The 23,810-nt window shown below is 41.1% G+C and carries 21 protein-coding genes; 15 read left to right on the top strand and 6 right to left on the bottom strand.

Going from position 1 to position 23,810, the window contains the following annotated elements:
* Nucleotides 1–174 precede the first annotated feature (174 nt).
* The 6 genes from AC3KVK_RS14300 to speD all read left to right on the top strand — a co-directional run bounded on the left by AC3KVK_RS14300 (nucleotide 175) and on the right by speD (nucleotide 5,869).
* Nucleotides 175–1,383, top strand: a complete 1,209-nt coding sequence (locus AC3KVK_RS14300) for an aspartate aminotransferase family protein (protein WP_490311792.1) — start codon at nucleotides 175–177, stop codon at nucleotides 1,381–1,383.
* 76 nt (nucleotides 1,384–1,459) lie between these two features.
* Entirely contained in the window at nucleotides 1,460–2,476 is a 1,017-nt protein-coding gene (astA, locus tag AC3KVK_RS14295; protein ID WP_490311793.1) for an arginine N-succinyltransferase, read from the top strand.
* 18 nt (nucleotides 2,477–2,494) lie between these two features.
* A complete protein-coding gene (astD, locus tag AC3KVK_RS14290; protein WP_490311794.1) occupies nucleotides 2,495–3,961 on the top strand; it encodes a succinylglutamate-semialdehyde dehydrogenase in 1,467 nt (488 codons plus the stop codon).
* A gap of 154 nt (nucleotides 3,962–4,115) precedes the next feature.
* On the top strand, nucleotides 4,116–4,466 hold the full coding sequence (locus tag AC3KVK_RS14285) for a DUF3802 family protein (protein WP_490311795.1): 351 nt from the start codon (nucleotides 4,116–4,118) through the stop codon (nucleotides 4,464–4,466).
* 86 nt (nucleotides 4,467–4,552) lie between these two features.
* Nucleotides 4,553–4,957, top strand: a complete 405-nt coding sequence (locus AC3KVK_RS14280) for an OsmC family protein (RefSeq protein ID WP_490311796.1) — start codon at nucleotides 4,553–4,555, stop codon at nucleotides 4,955–4,957.
* A gap of 105 nt (nucleotides 4,958–5,062) precedes the next feature.
* Entirely contained in the window at nucleotides 5,063–5,869 is an 807-nt protein-coding gene (speD, locus tag AC3KVK_RS14275) for an adenosylmethionine decarboxylase (protein ID WP_490311797.1), read from the top strand.
* Nucleotides 5,870–5,932: 63 nt separating this feature from the next.
* Here speD and AC3KVK_RS14270 read toward each other — a convergent pair whose 3' ends face one another.
* The 3 genes from AC3KVK_RS14270 to AC3KVK_RS14260 form a co-directional block, all read right to left on the bottom strand.
* A complete protein-coding gene (locus AC3KVK_RS14270) occupies nucleotides 5,933–6,832 on the bottom strand; it encodes a phosphoribulokinase (protein WP_490311798.1) in 900 nt (299 codons plus the stop codon).
* Nucleotides 6,833–6,997: 165 nt separating this feature from the next.
* Nucleotides 6,998–7,561, bottom strand: coding sequence for a PhnA domain-containing protein (locus tag AC3KVK_RS14265; RefSeq protein WP_490311799.1), 564 nt, complete (start codon nucleotides 7,559–7,561; stop codon nucleotides 6,998–7,000).
* A gap of 96 nt (nucleotides 7,562–7,657) precedes the next feature.
* Nucleotides 7,658–8,425, bottom strand: a complete 768-nt coding sequence (locus AC3KVK_RS14260; RefSeq protein ID WP_490311800.1) for a substrate-binding periplasmic protein — start codon at nucleotides 8,423–8,425, stop codon at nucleotides 7,658–7,660.
* 180 nt (nucleotides 8,426–8,605) lie between these two features.
* On the opposite strand from AC3KVK_RS14260, the gene AC3KVK_RS14255 reads away from it, so the two are divergent.
* Nucleotides 8,606–9,862 carry an EAL and HDOD domain-containing protein gene (locus AC3KVK_RS14255; protein ID WP_490311801.1) on the top strand — a complete coding sequence of 419 codons (1,257 nt, stop codon included), beginning with the start codon at nucleotides 8,606–8,608 and terminating at the stop codon, nucleotides 9,860–9,862.
* Nucleotides 9,863–9,928: 66 nt separating this feature from the next.
* On the opposite strand, the gene gorA is transcribed toward AC3KVK_RS14255, so the two are convergent.
* Nucleotides 9,929–11,287, bottom strand: coding sequence for a glutathione-disulfide reductase (gorA, locus tag AC3KVK_RS14250; protein WP_490311802.1), 1,359 nt, complete (start codon nucleotides 11,285–11,287; stop codon nucleotides 9,929–9,931).
* Between the two features lie 79 nt (nucleotides 11,288–11,366).
* Here gorA and AC3KVK_RS14245 point away from each other — a divergent pair, with 79 nt between their 5' ends.
* The 8 genes from AC3KVK_RS14245 (at nucleotide 11,367) to AC3KVK_RS14210 (ending at nucleotide 20,924) form a co-directional block, all read left to right on the top strand.
* A complete protein-coding gene (locus tag AC3KVK_RS14245; RefSeq protein WP_490311803.1) occupies nucleotides 11,367–12,041 on the top strand; it encodes a DUF2461 domain-containing protein in 675 nt (224 codons plus the stop codon).
* Nucleotides 12,042–12,108: 67 nt separating this feature from the next.
* Nucleotides 12,109–14,148: an oligopeptidase A gene (gene prlC, locus AC3KVK_RS14240; protein WP_490311804.1), complete on the top strand. Its 2,040-nt coding sequence runs from the start codon at nucleotides 12,109–12,111 to the stop codon at nucleotides 14,146–14,148.
* A gap of 158 nt (nucleotides 14,149–14,306) precedes the next feature.
* Entirely contained in the window at nucleotides 14,307–15,515 is a 1,209-nt protein-coding gene (locus AC3KVK_RS14235) for a response regulator (protein WP_490311805.1), read from the top strand.
* A 66-nt stretch (nucleotides 15,516–15,581) separates the two neighbouring features.
* Nucleotides 15,582–16,340 (top strand): class I SAM-dependent methyltransferase, encoded by a 759-nt coding sequence (locus AC3KVK_RS14230; protein WP_490311806.1) that lies wholly within the window; start codon nucleotides 15,582–15,584, stop codon nucleotides 16,338–16,340.
* A gap of 139 nt (nucleotides 16,341–16,479) precedes the next feature.
* Nucleotides 16,480–18,414 carry a methyl-accepting chemotaxis protein gene (locus AC3KVK_RS14225; protein WP_490311807.1) on the top strand — a complete coding sequence of 645 codons (1,935 nt, stop codon included), beginning with the start codon at nucleotides 16,480–16,482 and terminating at the stop codon, nucleotides 18,412–18,414.
* A gap of 90 nt (nucleotides 18,415–18,504) precedes the next feature.
* Entirely contained in the window at nucleotides 18,505–18,978 is a 474-nt protein-coding gene (locus tag AC3KVK_RS14220; RefSeq protein ID WP_490311808.1) for a peroxiredoxin, read from the top strand.
* Between the two features lie 145 nt (nucleotides 18,979–19,123).
* Nucleotides 19,124–19,648: a non-heme ferritin gene (gene ftnA, locus AC3KVK_RS14215; protein ID WP_490311809.1), complete on the top strand. Its 525-nt coding sequence runs from the start codon at nucleotides 19,124–19,126 to the stop codon at nucleotides 19,646–19,648.
* Nucleotides 19,649–19,739: 91 nt separating this feature from the next.
* The gene (locus AC3KVK_RS14210; RefSeq protein WP_490311810.1) at nucleotides 19,740–20,924 is read left to right on the top strand and encodes a BaiN/RdsA family NAD(P)/FAD-dependent oxidoreductase; all 1,185 of its coding nucleotides are present in this window, start codon (nucleotides 19,740–19,742) and stop codon (nucleotides 20,922–20,924) included.
* Between the two features lie 387 nt (nucleotides 20,925–21,311).
* Here AC3KVK_RS14210 and AC3KVK_RS14205 read toward each other — a convergent pair whose 3' ends face one another.
* Together AC3KVK_RS14205 and AC3KVK_RS14200 are read right to left on the bottom strand one after the other, a co-directional pair.
* Complete coding sequence (locus AC3KVK_RS14205) at nucleotides 21,312–23,345, bottom strand: P-loop NTPase family protein (protein ID WP_490311811.1); 2,034 nt, start codon at nucleotides 23,343–23,345, stop codon at nucleotides 21,312–21,314.
* A 2-nt stretch (nucleotides 23,346–23,347) separates the two neighbouring features.
* A complete protein-coding gene (locus AC3KVK_RS14200; RefSeq protein WP_490311812.1) occupies nucleotides 23,348–23,809 on the bottom strand; it encodes a hypothetical protein in 462 nt (153 codons plus the stop codon).
* Nucleotide 23,810 lies beyond the last annotated feature (1 nt).

Genomic DNA, 23,810 nt, shown 5'->3' with positions numbered 1-23,810 from the left:
TTATCTTAACCCTTGAATATAAAGGCGTGTAGCGTTTTTTGCAGCAAGACATAAGCGCTTTTTTTTGAAATAATGGTAATCTAAATCTTGTCTTTGATATCAGAGACGGCGTACAGCTAATGATAAAAAATCATTTTATTTATCGAGTTTGTACTCACTAATAGAGGAAATACAATGACTGTAAATCGCGAATTATTTGACGAAGTAATGGTACCTAACTATGCCCCATCAGCGGTGATCCCAGTCCGTGGTGAAGGCTCGCGAGTTTGGGATCAAGCCGGTGATGAATATATCGACTTCGCGGGCGGTATTGCGGTTAATTGTTTAGGTCATTGTCATCCAGCGCTTGTTTCAGCATTAAAAGAGCAAGGCGAAAAGCTATGGCATGTTGCCAACGTAATGGCGAATGAGCCAGCTATTCGTTTAGCGAAAAAATTAGTAGATGCCACTTTTGCGGATAAGGTTTACTTTGCAAACTCAGGTGCAGAAGCCAATGAAGCGGCACTTAAGTTAGCTCGTCGTTGGGCTTTGGATAACCATGGTGAGCAAAAATCTCAGATTATTGCATTTAATCAAGGTTTTCACGGTCGTACTTTCTTTACTGTCACCGTTGGTGGTCAAGCTGCATATTCAGATGGCTTCGGTCCAAAACCAGGTAATATTGATCACTGTGCTTACAATGATTTAGCTGCGTTTGAAGCGTTGATTTCAGATAATACGTGTGCTGTGATGTTAGAGCCATTACAAGGTGAAGGCGGGATTGTCAGCCCGACGGCTGAATTTATTCAAGGCGTTCGCGCTTTATGTGACAAGCACAATGCATTACTTATTTTTGATGAAGTGCAAACTGGTGTTGGCCGTACAGGTGAACTTTATGCTTACCAAGGATTAGGTGTGACACCGGATATTCTAACGACAGCTAAAGCATTAGGTGGTGGCTTTCCTATCGGTGCGATGATCACTACTACCGATATTGCTAAACACCTAAAAGTCGGTACGCACGGCTCAACTTACGGTGGTAATCCACTCGCATGTGCTGTTGCTGAAGCGGCATTTGATACAGTCAATACACCGGAAGTACTTAATGGAGTAAAAGCGAAAGAAGCTTTATTCCGCGAATTGCTTGAAGAAGTGAATGCTAAATATAATGTATTTAGTGAAGTCCGAGGTAAAGGTTTGTTATTAGGTGCAGTCGTGAACGAGCAATATCAAGGTAAAGCGCGTGACTTTATGTTGGCGTGTGTTGCTAATGGCTTAATGGCGTTGGTTGCAGGCGCAAATGTGGTTCGTTTTGCTCCTTCGTTAGTTATTCCTGAAGCTGATATTCGTGAAGGAATGGCGCGTTTTGAAAAAGCAGTCGCTTCAGTCGTAAACGCTCAGTAATTATCCTATCTGTGGGTAAGCTTTCTTGTTTGCCCACATTTTACCGTCACTTACATATAAGGGAGTAAGCGCCATCATGATGATCGTTCGCCCTATCCGAAAATCAGATTATGCTGAATTGCTAAAAATCGCGGATGAATCTGGCCATGGTTTTACTTCATTACCTGTTAATGAAGAACTACTAACAAAGAAAATAGCCCGTTCAGAAGCTTCATTTGCTAAACAGGTCGCTCAACCAGAAGACGAAGGTTACTTATTTGTACTTGAAGATACTGAAACTGGTTTAGTTGTCGGCACTTCTGCAATTGAAGCCGCAGTGGGTCTTGATGATGCTTTTTACCATTACCACTTAAGCAAAGTGATTCATTCATCACGTACGCTCAATGTTTATAAAGCGGTTGATATTTTAACTTTGTGTAACGATTACACCGGAGCGACTGAGTTATGTACCCTGTTTTTGCGAGATAAATTTCGTAAAGGTGGTAATGGAAAATTATTGTCAAAAATGCGTTTCATGTTTATTAAGGCGCATCAGCAACGTTTTGCAGACACGGTATTGGCTGAAATGCGTGGTATTTCTGATGACAAAGGACGTAGCCCATTTTGGCAATGGCTTGAAGAGCATTTCTTTTCAATGGACTTTCCAACGGCTGATTATTTAACAGGGATTGGTCAAAAGGTGTTCATCGCTGAGTTAATGCCAAAATACCCGATTTATGTGAACTTATTGAGTAAAGATGCGCAAGCGGTTATTGGTAAAGTGCACGATAAAACGCGCCCGGCTATCCAGTTACTGAAAAACGAAGGGTTTACCTTCAATGGGTATGTCGACATTTTTGATGCGGGTCCAACGGTTGAAGCGAAGGTTGATAATATACGCACAGTTCGTATTGCACAAAAGCGCAAAGTCGTGATTGGTGACAATCAAGGTGGATCTCAAATCATGCTGTCCAATGATGGTTTAGTAGAATTTAGAGCAACTTTGGCAGATCTTTCTGTTGAATTTAATACCGATACAGTGGTTATTTCTCAGCAAATTGCCGATGCTTTACTCGTTCAAGCTGGCGATACAATTAGTATTGCTGAATTATAAAATTAATGGAGAATTGAGATGTCTCACGCTGCTCAGTTTATTAATGGTCAATGGGTTGAAGGCCAAGGTGAATTATTTAGTTCCCTGAACCCGGCAAAAAATGATGTGATTTGGCAAGCCAGCGCAGCCGATGCCAGCCAAGTAGATATCGCTGTTCATTCAGCTCGTGAAGCATATTACCTTTGGGCAGATTTAAGCTTTGAAGAGCGGCTAACTGTGGTTAAGCGTTTTGCAGAGCAACTTTCGGAGAACAAAGAGCAATTAGCTGAAGCAATCGCACTAGAAACGGGTAAGCCGTTATGGGAAACCGCGACAGAAGTTGGCGCGATGATAGGCAAAGTTGCAATTTCTGAAAGAGCATATTTAGAGCGCACAGGGACGGTCGAAAACCCTATGCCACAAGGTAAGGCGATTATTCGTCATAAGGCTCATGGTGTTGTTGCTATTTTTGGCCCGTATAACTTCCCCGGGCATTTGCCTAACGGACATATCGTGCCTGCGTTATTGGCAGGTAACACAGTGGTTTTCAAGCCATCTGAATTGACACCAATGGTTGCTGAGCTCACCTTGAAACTTTGGGAAAAAGCAGGCTTACCGACAGGTGTGATAAATTTGGTTCAAGGCGAAGTTGAAACGGGCAAAGCTTTAGCGTCTCATCGTGGTATTGATGGTTTGTTCTTTACGGGATCTTCGCGAACAGGTCACCTCATTCATCAGCAATTTGCTGGTCAGCCAGGCAAAATATTAGCGTTAGAAATGGGTGGTAATAACCCATTGATCGTCAAAGATGTTGCAGATACTAAAGCTGCAGTGCATGACATTATCCAATCGGCGTTTATTTCAAGCGGCCAGCGCTGTACATGTGCACGTAAACTGTTTTTAAGCCAAAATGAGCAAGGTGATGCGATTTTAGATCAGCTGATTACTGCAACTAAAGCGATTAAAGTGGGTCATTATAATGATGAAGTGCAGCCGTTTATGGGATCAATGATTTCAGAGGCAGCAGCGCTTTCAATGGTTAAAGCACAGCAAGAGTTGGTGGCTTTAGGTGCTAAGGTATTAGTTGAGTTACAGCATACAGCTGGAACGGGCTTTGTAACTCCTGGCATAATCGATTGTACTGACGTGGTTAACTTCCCTGATGACGAGCATTTTGGTCCGTTGTTAAAGGTATTCCGCTACACTGACTTTGATGCAGCGATTGCCAAAGGTAATGATACTGATTTTGGGTTATCTGCAGGCCTATTAAGTGATAACGAGGCTGATTACGAGCACTTTCTACGTCGTATTCGTGCTGGGATAGTAAACTGGAATCGTCCTATCACAGGAGCATCAAGTGCGGCGCCTTTTGGTGGCATTGGTGCATCAGGTAATCATCGAGCTAGTGCATTTTATGCCGCCGATTACTGCGCTTATCCGGTTGCTTCGGTTGAGCTTGAGCAGGTCAGCATGCCTGCGACGTTAAGTCCCGGTTTATCGATATAAACCCATGATTAAAAAGCAGCGAAAGCTGCTTTTTTTGTAGTTAGATTTCAATCAGTCAGGTGCAAAGCTAATAAAGCCTTGTGCCTAGTATTTCATCAGGCTTTCTGCTTAAATAATGGTATTGCATTTTATCAAAAAAGAGACAGGAACCATTATGGTGACTAATACGCCAGGTTATGATGAGCTCATCATGTATTTGACTCAAAACTTATCTATTTTTGAGAAGTCAGGAGAGGTGGCTAAGGGAGGAAACACGGTGATTTCGTTTATAGAAGATGATATCGCCGAGCAAATCATGACTTTTTGTCAGCAACATAAAGGGCTCACGACAGAGCAGCGCAGCTTAATTGTGAGAGAAATAGATGGCATCGTTTATGATTTACAAGAAGTGCTCTCAGGTGTCATTAATCAACCTGTGACGGTTGAGCAAAAAGAGTTTATTGATGAATTTGCTGGACTTGTTAAAAACCTCTTTGACTCTGCATTTTCAAGTGCTGGAAGCTAATTGGTCTTTTTTATCTTGCACTCTGATGGTAAATCCATACACTTTGCTTGGGCAATGAGCCATAAAAATAACAAGTGGAGAAAGACATGCAAGCGAGTGTGAAATGGGTCGAAGGGGATACATTTATAGGGTTATCGAATTCAGGTCACAATGTGGTCTTTGATACGGGATCCGATAGTGCTGCACCTAGCCCGATGGAAATGGTACTTATGTCTGTTGGTTGTTGTTCTTCAGTTGATGTTGTGAGTATTTTAAAAAAATCGAAGCAAGATGTTAGCAATGTAGAAGTAAAACTCACCGCTGAACGCGCAGAAACCGCTCCTAAAGTGTTTAAAAAAATCAATCTTCATTTCATTGTTACAGGTCGAGATGTCTCTGATAAACACCTCGCTCGTGCAGTATCTCTATCTGCAGAAAAATATTGTTCAGTTGCATTAATGCTTGATAAAACTGTTGATATTACTCACAGCCACGAAGTTGTTTCTCTCTAGGCAAAAATAAAGCTTTGTCATGAGGGATTATTCGTATAAAATCCGCAATCTTTTTTCATGCTGCTTTGCGCAGATTTACTCAGTCAGATATGAGGGTGGTTTATCGTGAACGAACCATTTACAAAACTTAAACTCCACGGTTTTAACAATTTAACTAAAAGTTTAAGCTTCAGTATTTACGACATTTGTTACGCAAAAACTGAACAACAACGTAAAGAATACATTGAGTATATTGATGAACAATATAATGCCGACCGTCTGACTGATATATTAGGCGAAGTGGTGGATATTATCGGTGCAAACATTCTGAATGTGGCTCGTCAAGATTATGATCCACAAGGCGCTAGTGTGACTATTTTAGTTTCTGAAGAGCCGATCATTAATGATGTCGATCAAGATGAAACACCAGGCCCTTTACCTGACTCAGTGGTTGCGCATTTAGATAAAAGTCACATCTGTGTTCACACCTATCCAGAATCTCATCCGCATGATGGTATTTGTACGTTCCGTGCAGATATCGAAGTTTCAACCTGTGGAGTTATTTCTCCTTTAAAAGCGTTAAACTTCTTAATTCATTCTTTAGAGTCTGACATTGTAACGATTGATTATCGTGTACGCGGCTTTACACGTGATGTTGATGGGCAAAAGCATTACATTGATCATGCGATCAATTCTATTCAAAACTTTATGACTGAAGATACGCAAGATGCGTATCAGATGACCGATGTGAATGTGTACCAAGAAAACTTATTCCATACTAAGATGATGTTAAAAGAAACCGATCTTAATATGTATTTATTTGGTATGACAACCGACGACTTAAGTCAGGAAGAAGAAGACGAAATACGGGCAAAACTAACGCGCGAAATGCAAGAAATCTTCTACGGGCGAAACTTGCCAGATCCGATTTAAATAAGCCTTTGACATAAAAAAAGCTGCATGATTGCAGCTTTTTTTATGTCAAATTCAGCGTGATTAGATGGGTAACTGTGAAGGCTGCAACGAAGCAAGACCGCGTTTTTTATTGATAATATCTTCGATTAATGGACGTAGTAGCAGCTCCATGGCTAAGCCCATCTTTCCTCCAGGGACCACCATAGTATTGCGGCGCGACATAAAACTGCCATCAATCATTTGTAAATAATATGGGAAGTTCACATCTTCAATCCCTCTAAAGCGTATTACTACAAAACTTTCATCTAATGATGGAATATCTTTAGCACTAAATGGGTTAGAGGTATCAACGGTTGGCACGCGCTGAAAGTTAATGTGAGTGCGAGAAAATTGTGGCGTAATGTGATTAATATAATCATCCATACTGCGCACGATAGAGCCCATCACAGCCTCACGAGAGTGGCCGCGTTCATTCGTGTCTCGAATGAGCTTTTGGATCCATTCAAGGTTGATGATGGGAACCATACCAATGAGCAAATCAACATGTTTAGCAACATCATGGTTCTCGTCAACGGCTGCGCCATGAAGGCCCTCATAAAATAGAATGTCTGTATTGGCATCCAAATCCTGCCAAGGTGTGAATGTACCTGGTAATTGGTTGTAGGGCACCGCTTCATCAAAGGTGTGCAAGTAACGGCGAGATTTACCTTCGCCTTTGGCTGAGTAAGTGGAAAATAACTCTTCAAGAGCACCGAAGTCGTTGGCCTCTGGGCCAAAGTAGCTAATATGACGGCCGTCTTGTTGGGCTTCTCTGATTTTTTTGTCCATTTCAGGTCGTGTATAACGATGGAAACTATCACCTTCGACAAAAGCGGCTTCAATATTCAAACTACGAAAAATATGTTTTATCGCGTTAGTCGTGGTCGTTGTTCCTGCACCTGATGAGCCGGTGATGGCAATGATAGGATGTTTAGCTGACATAGTAGCACCAATTTATTTGATACAACGTTTATAAAGCTATGAGTTAGCAAGGTCAAGAGGGAGTGCAAGAGATGTTGGGTAAAGGCTACCCAACATGTGTTAGAAAACTTAGTAAAGGGTGATTGGATGTGATTATTTAAATGCTTTGGATATGGATCGCATACATTACTTTTTTACGTACTTAGTTAAAATAACAATACGCTGTCCTTCAACACGGCCTTCAATGTGTTCTGGATTGTTGGTGAGACCTATATTGCGTACAGCTGTGCCTCGTTTAGCAACTAAGCTGCTACCTTTTACGTCTAAGTCTTTAATGAGGGTGACTGTATCGCCAGCTAGTAAAATCACGCCATTACTATCGACATGTGTAATAACATCCGATTCAGCGACTATTTTTTCTGCCCAGGTTCTGGTGTCGTCTTCTAGGTAAAGCATATCAAGGAGATCTTTAGCCCAGCCTTCTGTTGTAAGGCGATTGAGTATTCGCCACGCCATCACTTGAACCGCAGGGGTTTGGCTCCACATGCTGTCATTCAGGCAATGCCAGTGATTAATAATTAAATCGGTATTTTTTTCTATCTGATCTTTACATACCAGACAGGCGTAAATGCATTTATCTGAATGTGCTTCAGCAACAGGAGGGACTTCATAAACAGATAGGTCGTGTAACGAGCCACACAGTTCACATTTATTATCACTACGTTCTATTAAAGCTTGTTCAATACTCATTGTATGCGTTCCTGGATTTTTAAAAGGCGACATTATACTCCTAGACGGGTTAAGTGCGAGTCACACAGCCCCATTCCCTGATAAAAAGTAAGGTTGCTACTTTTCTGATGGCGCAAAAGGAGCGCTTGAAGGAGAGGCCATAATTTGTAAGTAACGTTGCACGATCACATCAAGAGTGCCCTGTTCGAGTAAATGATTCAGCGCTTTATTGAGTTGTGGTAACAAGTGTTGGTGCTCATCTCTTAAGCGAAGATGGACATACCCTTCAGAATGAATGGGCCCCAGTTGAATTGGGATATTTAATTTTCTCGACCAGTATAAAGCGGGTAAGTCACCAGAAATACCTACGTCGATACGATCTTTGTACAACGCTTGAATAATTTCTTTTTCAGATATCAAGTCAAAGCGAAAAAACGTATCGTCATCATGGTAAAAGTAGCCCCTTACTGTGCCTATCGTTTGACCCCGAATCGACTTGATGTCTTTAAACATTCGTTTCTTACTCGGCAGATAAATTAAATGCTCGGTCATTTTTAAAAGCGGGTCAGAAAGAATAAAGCCTTTTGGAATTTGGTGGTTTTTAAACCAACTAGGGCTAATTATATCAAAATCGAGCTCACCTCTAGAGAGAGCCAACTGAGTACGTGCAGGAGGGAGAACAACCGCCTCACCTCGTATATTTGCTTCTTTTAATAATAGTTGGATGAACTCAGGAAAAATACCAGGGAAATCTGGGTCATTGTTATAGTATGGAATGAGGCCGTTTGATGCACTGAGATCATATTTCAGACGTACGTCATCAGCAGGAAATGCGCCTACGCTTATCGAGATTAAAAAAAGTCCTAGCCAATGTAATTTAAGCATACAGCTTCCGAAAGGTACCTTGTTATTAAGAGTGACCTACAATGCAGATAAACTCAAAAAATAGAGGCTATTTTCTATAAATAGAGTCTCTTTGTGAAATTATGCCTGGTATAGACTAGAGTTAAGTCAAGCAATGGGCAGAGTCTTTTTTCTGTTGTTATTGATTTATTGAGATGAGATATGGAAAACCCTTTAGACGTAAAAGTTCCCGAAATAGAACAACAATTTATTGCACGACAAGCAATTTTTAATGCCGAGAGACAGCTTTATGCCTATGAATTGCTCTATCGCGATTCAGCAGCTAATTTTTTCCCTAGCCACCTGACAGATGAACAGGCAACAGGACGAATGTTTTTTGATGCATTACTGCTGCATGGGATTGATAAACTAACGAATAACCAACGAGCTTTTATCAACTTATCAACATCAGGGTTAATTCTTGAGCTTCCTAATTTGGTGTCACCAAAGCAAGCAGTGATCGAAATTGTTGAGCGGACGAATGAGGTCGAAAAGGTCAGCGGGTATATCGAACAAATGCGAAAAAAAGGCTACATCTTTGCCCTTGATGATTATGATGGGGATGAGAAGTGGCAGCCATTACTGAGTCAAGTGAACTATATTAAACTTGAAGTTGAAACGCCGCTCATGCGCACGTTACTACAAGTAAAAAGGCTCAAGCGGCTCTATCCTAAAACAAAAATAGTTGTTGAGAGGATTGAAGATTATCACACCTTCGCAGAGCTGGTTAAAGTTGGGGTTGATTTATATCAGGGCTACTTTTTTGCAAAACCAGAAATGATGAACCTAAAAAATATCACGCCACTCAAACTAGTCGTCATTGATTTGATGAAACTAGTGCTTCAAGATAGCCTTGATTTTACGCAAGTTCAGAACAAAGTAGCGCGAGATATTAGTTTAACTGCACGGGTGCTGAAAATGGCTAATGGCGCGTGTAAATCTGCAAAGTCTTCCATTAGCTCATTATCACAAGCGATTATCTATTTAGGCGAAGATTTAATTCGCCAATTTATTACAGTCCTGACATTAAGTGAATTAGGGCAAGATAAACCATCTGAGTTGACCAAATTAGGCTTAACTCGGGCTCGATTTATCGCTGATATGCTAGAAGAGCATGGCGAAGAAGTGATGAACACGGGATACTTAGTGGGGCTTGTTTCTGTACTCGATGCAATACTCGATAAATCCATCGCGGAAATCTGTGAAGAATTTTTGCTCAGTGAAGCCTGTGTATCGGCATTGCTAGACCACAGTGGCTCCATCGGAAAAATGCTGATGCTAGTAAAAGCGATTGAAATTGATGATCATGAACAAATGATCGCTGCGTTTTTACCACAAAAGCCAAGCTTTCGTCATATTGGTAAAACCTACGTCGCAGCCTTGTTATATGCCGATGACACGTTATCATTTATTCGGTGAAGCAAACTGTGCGATTAATTGAATGATTAAAGGGTTGCCCTTAATCATTCAATTATAATACTGCGCTTAGCGCATAGTCACAAACTCTTCTGAACCTGTCGGGTGAATGGCGACAACTGAGTCAAAATCAGCTTTTGTTGCGCCCATTTTCATTGCGACGGCAAAGCCTTGAATCATTTCATCGACCGCAAAGCCAATCCCATGTAAGCCGACAATTTTCTCGTTCGCACCTTGGCAAACAAGTTTCATTTTACAAGGTTGACGATGTTGAGTCACAGCTGTGTACATCGCGGCAAAGCTCGACGTGTACACTTTGATATCATCTTGACCATATTGTGCAATCGCTTGTTGCTCGGTTAAGCCAATAGTGCCGATTGGCGGGTGACTAAACACCACTGTAGGGATCAAGCTGTAATCCATTTTTGCATCAGGCATCTCAGGGTTAAACAACCGTTCAGAAAGGAGGCGGCCCGCTTTGACAGCAACAGGTGTTAATTCGACTCCACCTTCAATTATGTCGCCAACAGCGTAGACATTTTTAGCAGTCGTTTGCTGGTATTCATCGACTTTTACATAACCGTGTTCATTGAGCTCAACCCCCGCAGCTGCAATGTTGATGGCGTCTGTGGCAGGGTGGCGACCTATCGCCCAAATTACTTGGTCAACAGTATGCGTTTCGCCGCTTTCAAGGTGCAAAGTAACACTCCCGTCAGACTCTTTGGTGAGTTTACTCGGGGTTGCATGTGTGTGTAAGGTTGGCCCTTCAGCAGCCATGACTTCAGTAAGTGTGTCGACAATCAGTGGATCAAAACTGCGCAGCGGTGCATGTTTACGCACAAATAAATGTGTTTCAGTACCAAGGCCATGTAATACACCCGCGAGCTCAACTGCAATATAGCCTGCACCGATCACTGCAACGCGCTTTGGTTGTTCGGTTAATTCAAAAAATCCATTTGAATCAATACCGAGTTCTGCGCCAGGAATGTTTGGAATACTTGGGCGACCACCCACAGCCACTAAAATATGATCTGCTGTGTAGTGTTCGCCGTTTACTTCGACGGTTTTGTTATCAATAAATTTGGCAAATCCATTGATCACAGTCACGCCATTGCTAGCGAGGTACTTGTCATAACCTTGATGAATTCGACCAATATAAGCTTGGCGGCTTTCTATGAGTTTTGACCAATTAAAGTTTTTAATTTCAACGTCAAAGCCATAATCAGGTGCATACAGCTTTATGGCTTCAGCGACTTGCGCGCCATGCCACATTACTTTTTTAGGGACGCAGCCAACATTCACACAGGTTCCACCCATGTGTTGTGCTTCAATGAGGGCGACTTTGGCGCCACGCATGGCTGCTCTGTTGGCTGATGCGATACCACCGCTACCACCACCAATTGCAATATAATCAAAATGTTGTGCCATTTTGTATCCTTAACCGTTGAATGTTATTCGCTTTAGCATAACATTAAGTAAATAAAAGAAAGAATAAATTAGGAGACCTATGTTTACAGATAAAACATTCACATTTCTCGAACAGTTAGAACATAATAATACCCGAGATTGGTTTAACCAGCGAAAAGATCACTACGAGCAATACGTGAGGGAGCCCGCACTGGACTTCATTCGCCAAATGCAAGCCCCTTTGGCTGAGATTTCAAGTCACCTCGTCGCATCCGATAAAAAAGTAGGCGGAAGTTTAATGCGCATTCATCGTGATGCGCGCTTTAGCAAAGATAAGACCCCTTACAAAATAAATGTCGGGATCCAGTTTCGCCACTTTATGGGGAAAGATGTACACGCGCCGGGATTTTATTTCCACCTTTCAAATCAGCAATGTTTTGTCGGCGCAGGCATTTGGCGGCCAGAATCCAAAGCGTTAAATAAAATTCGCCATTGCATTGATGAAAACCCCAATAGCTATAAAAAAGCAGTATTTAATTCAGAGTTTCAATCTGCATATGTAATGTCAGGGGACTCTTTAAAGCGCCCACCTCGAGGGTTTGATAAAGAACACCCATTGCTCGAAGAGCTCAAACGCAAAGATTTTATTGCAATTAGTTCGCTAACGTCACAGCAAACCTGCTCTAGCACGTTGGTTGAAATGGCAGTAGAGCGCTACAAAAAAGCCGTGCCTTTAATGAGCTACTTGTGTTTTGCCCTTGAGCAACCCTTTTAAGAGAGTTGTTTTTTTTTCTTTAGCCCCAACTTCATCATTAATGCACGTTAACGCAAAGAGACTAAATATGAGTAACCCACTGATCAACCTTGAAGGTTTACCCCCGTTTTCACAAATTAAACCAGAGCACATTGTTCCAGCACTTAAACAAGGAATCGAAAAATGTCGCACGACCATCGATGAGGTTTTAAACAACGAGATTTTTACGTGGGACAATTTTATAACGCCTTTAGAAGAAGTGGACGATCAGTTATCGCGTTTATGGTCGCCGGTATCGCACATGCATTCTGTGGTTAATAGTCCTGAGTTACGAGAGCAATATGATTTATGCTTGCCACTGATATCTGAATATTCGACTTTTGTTGGTCAGCATCAAGGTCTATATCAGGCTTACCAAGCTATTTTTGATTCGGCTGAATTTACGTCACTTTCCACAGAGCAGCAAAAAGTTATCAATAATGCGCTGAGAGACTTTAAGCTATCAGGAATTTCACTTTCTGCAGATAAGCAAAAACGATATGGTGAAATCAGTCGTCGCTTATCTGAGCTTGCGGCTAAATTTGGCAACAATGTCATGGATGCAACACAAGCATGGCAAAAACATATTACTGATGAAAGCCAGTTGAGTGGCTTACCAGAATCTGCATTAGCACTGGCGGCGCACACTGCGCAAAGCAAAGAGCTGACAGGCTGGGTGTTTACATTAGATTTTCCGTCATATTTACCCGTCATGACCTATGCGGACAATCGAGAGCTCAGAAAAGAAACCTATGTTGCATTTGCAACACGAGCTTCAGAGCAAGGTCCTAATGCCAATGAGTTTGATAACTCAGCTATCATGGATGAATTATTAGCGCTGCGTCATGAGCTTGCTCTGTTACTGGATTTTTCTAATTACGCTGAACTTTCTTTGGCGACTAAAATGGCGCAAAATACACAGCAAGTTTTTGACTTTTTAGATAATTTAGCTGAGCGCTCAAAACCACAAGCTGAGCAAGAGTTAGCTGAAGTAATTGCGTTTGCAAAAGAGACCGCCAATCTTGATTCACTCGAAGCATGGGATTTAGGTTATTTTAGTGAAAAGCTCAAACAGCAAAAGTATGCAATTTCTGATGAAGTATTGCGCCCGTACTTCCCAGAAAATCGTGTCTTAAGTGGTTTATTTGCCACAGTGAAACGCTTGTTTGGTATTGAAGTGACAGAAGTTAAAGGTATTGATACTTGGCACCCTGATGTTCGTTTTTTTGAGATTTCCGATGAACAAGGGCAACATCGAGGGTCATTCTACCTTGATTTGTATGCGCGTGATAACAAGCGTGGCGGAGCATGGATGGACGATTGCATGGGGCGCAAAGTTCGCGCCAATGGGCAATTACAAAACCCTGTCGCATATTTAGTCTGTAATTTTAATAAACCCGTAGGCGATAAGCCTGCATTATTCACTCATAATGAAGTGACGACGTTATTCCATGAGTTTGGTCATGGTATTCATCATATGCTCACGCAAGTAAAAGCAGGCGCAGTATCGGGTATCAATGGGGTTGCTTGGGATGCGGTTGAATTGCCCAGTCAGTTCCTTGAGAACTGGTGCTATGAAGAAGAAGCGTTGGCGTTTATTTCTGGCCACTATGAGAGTAACGAGCCACTTCCTAAAGCATTGCTCGATAAATTGTTGGCGGCTAAAAACTACCAGTCAGCCATGCAAATGTTACGTCAGATAGAGTTTTCTTTATTTGATTTTCATATTCATGCTGACTTTACTCCTGAGAAACAAAGTCATATACAAAATACGCTTAATGCAGTGCGCCAACGTGTTGCGGTGTTTAAAGCACCTGAGTTTAATCGTTTCCAGCATGGGTTTAGCCATATTTTTGCGGGTGGTTACAGTGCTGGTTATTATTCGTATAAATGGGCTGAAGTGTTATCTGCCGATGCGTTCTCTCGCTTTGAAGAAGAAGGCGTCTTTAATGGCCAAACAGGGCGAGACTTTATGCACGCCGTTTTAGAGATGGGTGGATCAAAAGAGCCGATGGAGTTGTTTAAAGCCTTTAGGGGACGAGAGCCACAAATTGATGCATTGCTACGCCATAGCGGCATAGCAGCATAAAAGACCGATATATGAAAAAGCGCCATTTGGCGCTTTTTCATTTTCAGGGCAGACTAACCGTTGATTTGCTATAAAAATTTTTCAAACATCTAGTAGCGTACTATGCTTTTTAAACGAAATTAAATGCCAAGCCGTTTTTAAAAAAAGGAAGCGCTAGTATGTCTAAATTGGTTCTCGCGATTGATGATGATAAGTTTATTCGAAACTTAATCGAACAAACCTTATCCGATTATTGTGAGGTAATTCAGGCCGAAAATGGCGAACAAGGGATCCGCGCAGCGATCCGTCATAACCCCGATATTATTTTACTGGATGTTGAAATGCCGGGTATGACAGGCTACGAAGTGTGCCAACAACTAAAAAAAGACAGCTCAACCAATGAAATACCTGTGATGTTTCTATCGGGCCGTGGCGCGCTTGAAGATCGCGTGAGAGGGTATAACTCCGGTGCGGATGACTACATAGTGAAGCCATTTGCTAAAGATGAATTATTGGCGCGAATTGAAGTGCTCTATCAGTATCGGCAGCAATCAACCCGATTAAAAAATCACGTGGCTCAAGCTGAATCAACAGCTGAAATGGCATTGACTGATTTTAGTGATATGGGGCGAGTTATGCGCTATGTTGGCCAAACTTACAATGCTCATTCATTAGAGCGATTAAGTGACCATTTTTTTGAATTTTTTAATCCGCTCGATTTACAGGTTGTGGTGGCTTATTGGTATAAAGAAGGGGCTGCGTATTTTAGTAATCATGATGCGGTGTGCCCTCTTGAACAAGAGTTACTCGAAAAGTGTCAAGATAGCGATCGTTTTATCGATTTTGGCGCGCGGACAATCGTTAATTATCCCAAAGTATCGCTATTAGTGAAAAACATGCCGCTTGATGATGCAGCCACGTATGGCCGTTATAAAGATTTATTCCCACATGTATTAGAGGCAACCAATGCCAAAGTAATGTCGATGGAAATTAATGAGCTCATTATGGAGCAGGCCGACGAAATTACCGAAACATTTAACTTGGTTGATAGCACATTACGTACTCAAGTCGAAAAAGTCTATGCTCATGGGCAAGTGTCTGTTGATATGGTTAAGGTGCTTTACAGTAACTTTATTAAAACTATCCCGACACTTGGTCTTGAAAGTAAGCAAGAAGATCTCGTTTTAAACTCTGTTAAGCACACAATGAAAGAGTTACAGGCGCATTTAGAAATGACTCAACAAATGCGATCGTCTTTTAATGATGTGATTGCGTATATGGAGCATATCATGGTGCAACGAGCGCAAATGCTCGAACAGTTTTCACAATTACACCAAGAAGAAACTGTTAACGAAGTGACCTCTCAAATCGACATCGAATTATTTTAATCAACTACAGCAGTTTTTTATCGCTTTGGGTATAATGCACAGGTCCACTATTGAGAGAGCCGTGCTTTGATTATCCACAGCCCATTTGCAGAACTTCGCCCTTATCTAAATAAAATAGAGCAGCAATTTAACTTAGCTGCTTGGCACAATCCCGATAATCTCTTTGAGCTTCATTACGATGAGCTAGGTTTAAGTCTTTATAAAACAGATGAAAAAAAGCTTGGAGCGATCCGAGTTGATTTTGTCACGGGTGCGGCGGCCCACCGGCGCAAGTTTGGTGGCGGAAAAGGCCAAGCCATCGCGAAAGCGGTAGGGTTAAATAAAGGTGTGACACCCACAGTGCTTGATGGGACCGCAGGGCTTGGACGTGATGCTTTTGTGCTTGCTGCGTTAGGTTGTAAAGTGATTTTGCATGAACGTAATCCTATTGTGGCTGCACTCTTGTATGATGGTTTACAGCGCGCGTATCAAGATGCTGAAATTGGCCAGTGGATGCAAGAAAACATGCAAATGGAGTTTGGTAGTAGCCATCAATTGTTACCTAACTCATCTCATGTCATTGATGTGGTATATCTCGATCCTATGTACCCCCACCGTGAAAAATCAGCATTAGTTAAAAAAGAAATGCGGGTTTTTCAAGATTTGGTGGGTCAAGATTTAGATGCAGATGCCTTGCTTCCTGATGCGCTAGCGTTAGCGAATAAGCGAGTGGTAGTAAAGCGCCCTGATTATGCGCCAGATTTAAATCAACAAAAGCCATCAATGGTGATAGCGACCAAGAAAAACCGTTTTGATGTCTATATCAAAGCGGCAATGACTAATTAATAATTTACGATTAATTAGTTAATTCAGTGGGTTGCGACTTGAATGTTGCGTTAACTCACTTTGTCATAAATATTCAATAAAAACGTCATGCAAAACAGGTACTGTCGGCGCGATTAGCTAGCCCATAGGAGCTTATGTAATGCGCGTTTCTTCTTTTACTCGATTGCTTGCGGTACTTTTGCTCAGTGCCAGTGTTATTTTGGCCGTCACTTTATTTTGGGCTGTGTCGGTACAGCAGGCCTTAATGGCTCAAACTCAGTCTTACAACACCGTTAAACATGCGTTAGTGGTGAAATTATCTCGTCAAATAGAAGATTACTTGGTATCGGGTGACAGCCAAGAACTCAGTCAAGCACAAACGTTAATTAGCAAAATCGAAGCAGAACAATTAGCTAGCTTGCCAATGGCACTGCAGCAGCAATTGACAGCACAGTTTGCGGTTTTGCAACAGGGTATCGAAACGAAATATCGGGCGTTAGGTAAATTATCAGGAAATGAAAACGCCTTGATTGATAACGCTATCAGGCAAATGTCAGGCAGTGCAATCGCGTTGACAAACTACGCACAAAAAACAGCCGAAGATAAACAAGCCTTAGCGAACAAATACTCAGTGTTAGCTGCCGATTATGCTGCGCAGACGCTAAATTTGGCTATGTATAGCCATACTCTGAATCAGGCATATTCGATTGAGAGTGAAAATAACGTAAAGCAGGTGGTGCAGTCGTTAAAAATGTTAGCTAACCAGATTCATGATTTACCTACCCTCAAACTGTATTTAGAGAATGACGAGGAAGATGCCCTGTTTTTCGATGACGAAAAAGAGGAATTATCAGATGAAATTAAAGCCGAACTGAGTAGCTGGCCGAACCGGTTTATTCGTGACTTAAGGAGTACCGCCCAGCAAGCAAAAGAGCGCCTTGAAGGGATTGATGCACTGCGCCAAGAAATCGCGGAGTTGGCCAAAACGGTGCTGGTTGCAGAGAAAAACTTACTGACTGAGCAGCAATCTACACAGCAGCAAGTGCTGCTGATTTTTACGGCTAATATTGGCGGGCTGTTTATTTTAGCGATTGCTGTGTATTTTACCCAGCGCCAACAGGTGCTCAATCCACTGCGAAATTTACGTAATGCATTTAAAAGCTTACTCGAAACTAGCGAACTCAAAGCGCTCGAAAACAGCCGTGCTGATACCGAAACAGGTGAAATTACTGCGTACTTTAATCAACTGATTGAGCAGCAGCGAGTGCAATTGGCTGAACGTGAACAGATGTTAGGGTTGATCAATGAGTTTATGCAAGACATGAATGATAATCTCAATAATATTAGTGGCCATTCACACCATACCTTTGATCAAGTTGAGCGCAATGAAGGCTTATTAATTGATATTAAACATATGGCGGAGCAACTCAACCAAGTGAACGCCAAAGTAGAAAACAATGCACAAAATACTTTTAGCGCGATGGATCATAGTCTTGGATATGCGCAGTCAATGTTGGCTGCGAGCTCTTCGACGCACGTTAAAGTTCGCCAAGGTATGGAAAGTTTAAACGAATTACTTAAAGGTGTGTCGGATGTGCACAATGTGGTTGATGTCATTCAATCAATTGCAGAGCAAACAAACTTGTTAGCGCTCAACGCGGCGATAGAGTCCGCTCGGGCGGGTGAACATGGCCGAGGTTTTTCTGTGGTCGCAGATGAGGTGAGAAAGTTAGCCCAACAAACTCAAAGCTCATTAGCAGATATTAAAAGTCAGCTCGATTTATTGACTCAAAGCTCGCAGCAAGTCTCAACACAAATTAACGCGCTCTCGGAAGATTCGCAAAGCCAAACCAGTAATGCAGAGCAATTGAAACTAAACTCAGAGCAAGTTGCGATCAATGCACAGTCAGCCAGTCAAGTCGCAAAAGATGCCAGCCAAGTAGCTGCTAATCAGCATAATTTACTCGAAAACTTTTCCAGCGCTATGGGGCAAATGAAAAGCCAGGTCACTCAAGCAAATGAGTTAGTCGGACAAGTGCAACAAAGCTTGCAAAAACAAATGCAAAGCGTGCGACACAGTTTAGGGCTCAATTAATGCCGAATATCGTGAGAGTCACTGGCTTTTAGCACGCTGATGGGTTACAAGTAATGAGTTGTACTTAACAAATTAAATTAAGGAACTCAGATGATTACAGTAGGACAGTCACTTCCGACACATGTATTTAATGTCTTAACCGCCGATGGTATGAGTAATCCAACCACCGCAGATCTGTTTGCAGGAAAAAAAGTGGTCTTATTTGCTCTGCCGGGCGCTTTTACTCCAACTTGTTCGGCAGCACATTTACCAGGTTATGTTGTCTTGGCAGATGAAATGAAAGCCAAGGGAGTCGACAGTATTATTTGTTTATCGGTTAACGATGCATTTGTGATGAAAGCGTGGGGTGAAAGCCAAAATGCAGAGCAATTGATTATGCTCGCTGATGGTGATGCCAGTTTTAGTAAAGCCATCGGTCTTTCTCAAGAAACCGGCGCCTTTGGTGGGACACGTGCATTACGTTATGCCATGATTGTTGATGATGCAGTAGTGAGCTATTTAGCTGTGGAACAAGGCAAAGAATTTGAAGTATCAAAAGCTGAGCAAATATTGGCGCAACTTTAAATGCGAACTTGGTTCGTAATGCGAATTACAATCAAATAAAATCAGCAAAAAATATTAAAAATCAAGTTAATAGAGCAATCAGTTAACTTGATTTTTTTTGTTAGATCACCAACAATGCACCCTCATTTTTTAGAGGAGAATTTTCATGCTAGCACCTACTATGGTCGAAAAATTAAACGAGCAAATTAACCTTGAGTTTTATTCTTCCAATTTATATCTGCAAATGAGTGCATGGTGTGAAGATAAAGGGTTTGAAGGGGCAGCAGAATTACTTCGCAAACATGCACGTGAAGAAATGGATCACATGAACCGCCTATTCACATACGTGAGTGAGACGGGAGCATTGCCAATTTTAGGTACGGTTGAAGCGCCGCCTCATGAGTTTTCGAGCTTAGGTGAGATCTTTAAAGCCACTTACGAGCATGAATGCTTGATCACCAAAGAAATTAACGAACTGACTCATACCGCATTCACTACACATGACTACTCGACCTTTAACTTTTTACAATGGTATGTGGCAGAGCAGCATGAAGAAGAAAAACTATTCAAAGGTATCATCGATAAAATTGAATTAGTTGGTGAAGATGGCAAAGCATTATTCTGGATAGACAAAGACTTAGCTGAACTTGCGAAATCAGGTTCAACTTCTATTATGGATCCCGCAGCGTAATGCGGTAAAATCGCCATTATAGAAAAAGGATGCATCGGCATCCTTTTTTTATCGGCTAGATTTTGCGACACAGTGAATAGGGTTTTTTATAATGCAAGAATTTGATGTAGTCATTATCGGTGCAGGGGCGGCGGGATTAATGGCTGCTGCAACAGCCGGATATCGCGGACGATCAGTGGCGGTACTCGATATGGGCAAAAAGCCAGGGCGAAAAATTCTTATCAGTGGTGGCGGCCGATGTAATTTCACTAACGAAAATGCCCACCCAGATAACTATCTATGTCAAAACCCACATTTTGTGAAATCATGTTTAAGTCGCTATACCCAACATGACTTTATTGAGCTGGTGGACAGACACGGTTTGGCTTATCACCATAAAACTTTAGGACAACTGTTTTGTGACAATAGCGCACAAGACATCGTTGATATTTTACTGACTGAATGTGAATGGGCGGGTGTTCAAGTAATGCTGCGTTCAGAAGTCTTAGCCGTGAGCAGAACAAATGCCGGTTACCAAATCAGCACATCGGCAGGCAGCTATCAGTGCCAATCGCTCGTGGTGGCATCTGGCGGGTTAACTATGCCGAAATTGGGAGCTTCCCCAATCGGTTATAAAATTGCAGAGCAATTTGGTCTAAACGTCTTACCAACCTGTGCTGCACTGGTGCCGTTTACATTGCATGATCACGATAAACAACGTTTTGATGGACTCTCAGGAGTGAGTGTTGATTGCTTGGTGAGTAGTGAAGAGGGCACGCAATTTCGTGAAAATATCCTGTTTACCCACCGAGGTTTATCAGGCCCGGCTATTTTACAAATATCCTCTTTTTGGCAAGCTGGTCAGGCTGTGATCATTAACTTATTGCCAGAGCTGGATTTAGCTGAACACATTCATCACTTACGTGAACAACAAGGGCAAAAATCTTTAAAAAATATCCTTAGCACTTTGCTACCTAAACGTTTGGTCGAGGTGATGATAAAACATCATGATATTCCTGATAAAGCATTGAATCAGCTAACTCATAGCGAAATAGATGCGTTAGCAATTTATATTCATCAATGGCACATAAAACCTAATGGCACAGAAGGTTATCGTACAGCCGAGGTAACTTTAGGAGGCGTCGATACGAACGAGCTTAGCTCAAAAACCTTTGAAGCGAAAAAAGCCCCAGGCTTGTTTTTTATCGGCGAAGTCATCGACGTGACTGGTTGGCTTGGCGGCTACAACTTCCAGTTCGCCTGGAGTTCAGGCGTCGCCTGCGGCGGCGCTGTTTAGTTTTAGTTGCTCAGAATGAAAACAGATACTTTCAGAACTAAACAGGCACAAGTGTTTATTAAATAGATACAATCTGGCTTGTTTTAAGTAAAGAAGTGCTATTGTTTATAGAATAGCTGCCGCAACGTACAGCTTTATGTTAATGCTGGTGTGTTGCGGTTTTCAACGAATGAATTTGCTCAGGGCTAATACAGCTAATACCATTACGCAGTAGCTCCAAAGTCTCGGTAATCTATACTCGCTTTACCACCTCGGCCCACTACCTTATAAATACTGCCACTTGCTGTTTTAAGTAAACTATGTTTCAACAATGCCACATTAAGTTTGATGGGCAATCCAAACTTAGCTTTTGAAATCAAACTGGAAAAACCGAGTTTCCGCTAGCAGTTAATTCAATGGGCGCATTATTTTTTCACCACTTTCAGTGAGATCAATTAGCTTGTAGTCTAAGCCCACAGTTGCCTTATTCAATGGCTCAGTTTTTTCAGATGTTGCTAAAATGACTTGCTGGTTATGTTTCTTAGTCTCTGACGCTTTCTTTAACAAAGAACTAAAACTCACGGGGTCTGCATCTTGTTGCCTCGGCTCATCAAATATTAATAGTCCGGGGTGGTTCATTTCATATTCGCGTGAAAGTTCTAGCATACTCAATAAGTACCCCCAAATAATTCTAATACCGTCACTAGCCGAAGTATCAAAACCTAAGTCATAATTTTCGAGTGTTGGTAAATATGAATCAAAAGAAATATTTAGATCATTTGGCGAAAAGCTACTAAAGCCATATTCTTTCTCGTGTGATATCAGAATTTCTCTCAACCTGTATAGTTTTTGCCTGTCTAACTTTGTTAAACCATCTTTAGGGATGTTGTTAATTGATTTTTCAGTAGAAATAATCTCCCGATGAAGTGCAGTTATTTTTTCCTTAACCTGTTCTCTAAAAACTCTTACTTCTTCAAGCAGTTTAATTTGCTCTTCAAGCTTTACTTCTTCACGAATAAACTCTTCTAAGTTAGTCTTACTTACATCAGTTATACTTTCTTTTAACCTCCGTATTTCAGCTTTGCAATCAAATAAATCATTTCTAACTTCATTAACAAATTGCTGTTGTTTCTCAAACTCTTGTGTCGAGTTATCGAGGATAAAAGTAAAAGTTTTAATTTGATTTTTTAAGAACACCAAACTTTCATCTGCCGACATTACATCATGCTCGACAATATTTGGTAATAGAGCATCGGCAACAGGTTGTTCACACGCAGGGCAAATCCCTTCATCGATGCTAAGACCGTCAAATAAAGCCAATTCGTTGACTTTTTTAAGGTCCTCATATTTCCGCTTATTTTCGTTAAGTGAACTCAGTCGAGTACTAACGGAAGATACATTAGTTGCCAGAAACTGAAGTTTTTGACTTGCTTCGTCAAAATTATCTTGGGTGACTTGCTGTTGTATTTCTTTATCCGCAATCTTCGATTTCACGCGTGACACATCAAAGTCATTCCCACTTTCTTTAACCCGCTTACTTTTAGCTTCATCCAAGGCTTTTTGTTTAGTTATTAGCAAGTCATCTAATAAAGCTCTTTTTTTATCAACAGCTATCTCAACTTCAATCGAATATTGCGAGAACTCTTTATGAGGATGTTTTTTTAAACCAACGACTTCACCCCTAACTAACTTAGCTTTATTACTAAGCTGCATATGCCACTGATGCCAATATCCCAGCAATTTCTCGTTCTTCATTTTTAGTTTTTGCTTTTTAACTAAAAGATCATGAACACCTAATTCCATTATGAATTCAATAGCACGTTTTCTAACATCTTTGATTTTAAAATAATAAGGTAGAGTGGATTGAATTCCTGTCCAGCCTCGCTTTTGTTCTACGAATAATAACGGGAAAATAGTGGACGGATATAGTAAGCTTTCACCACCGTCAGTTTTGGGCACGGTAGGTAATTTCCAACCAATGAATTTACATAACCAAGTATAAAACCCTTTTTCACTGCTCGTATCATTAACTTTATTTATGTAGTACTTTTCGCTTAAAACTGGGGAAAAATTATCAATACTTCCTTGCTGAACTTTTACTATATTTGTATCGCAATCAAATGCATGAATATCCCGTTGTAAAGTGTATTCTTCATTACCATTTGATATTTGCAAAAACACTTCGGAACTAACAACTGAATAGCTTTCTCCTTCAAAAACCAATGTTTTATTCATAACAGGAGTAAACGGAAAACGACTCGTCGCTCCAATACCTTTTTCCATACCTAAAGCGTAAGCAATGGAGTTTAAACACGTTGATTTACCGTGAGTGTTATCCAATCGTATTATAACTAGTCCTTGTTCGAAGGTAATATCTAAACCGAATGGCCCACCATCCATTGCTTTAATTTTTACAAGCAGACGCTTTAAACTCAATGACATATTTATTTCCCTTCAAGCACTTTTTTTACTTTATCTTCAGTTAACGCCTGTTTTAATTTTTCCAATACTCTTTTTTCACAACTAAAAACATCAGCTTTATTTAATTTGTTTGCTATTTTGATACCATCTTCGGTCAGAAACACTCTGTTATTTTCAATATTAAGCAACTTGGAATACAGTGCATAATCAATGGCCTTATCCATTGCCGGGTCTAAATTTATAAACGGGCGTTTTCCCTGTCCATTTTCTATATACGCAAGATAACTTTGAACATGTTCTTCATTTTTCAATGCCCAATTAACAATGTGTATCTTGTTTCTAGAAGCTTTATTCCCTCTACCAACTAAACGTAAAATGAGAAGTAATAACGAGATCCGCCAATTTGGCCTTAAATCACATGAAATAAACTCCTTTCTTTCACTGATATAGAATGGCTTTTTAGTAACCAGTTGTTTCAAGTCCATT

Source organism: Pseudoalteromonas sp. J2K-J979, from assembly GCF_058169715.2.
The sequence above is the reverse complement of the archived record's forward strand: the minus strand, read 5'-3'. Positions and strand labels throughout refer to the sequence as shown.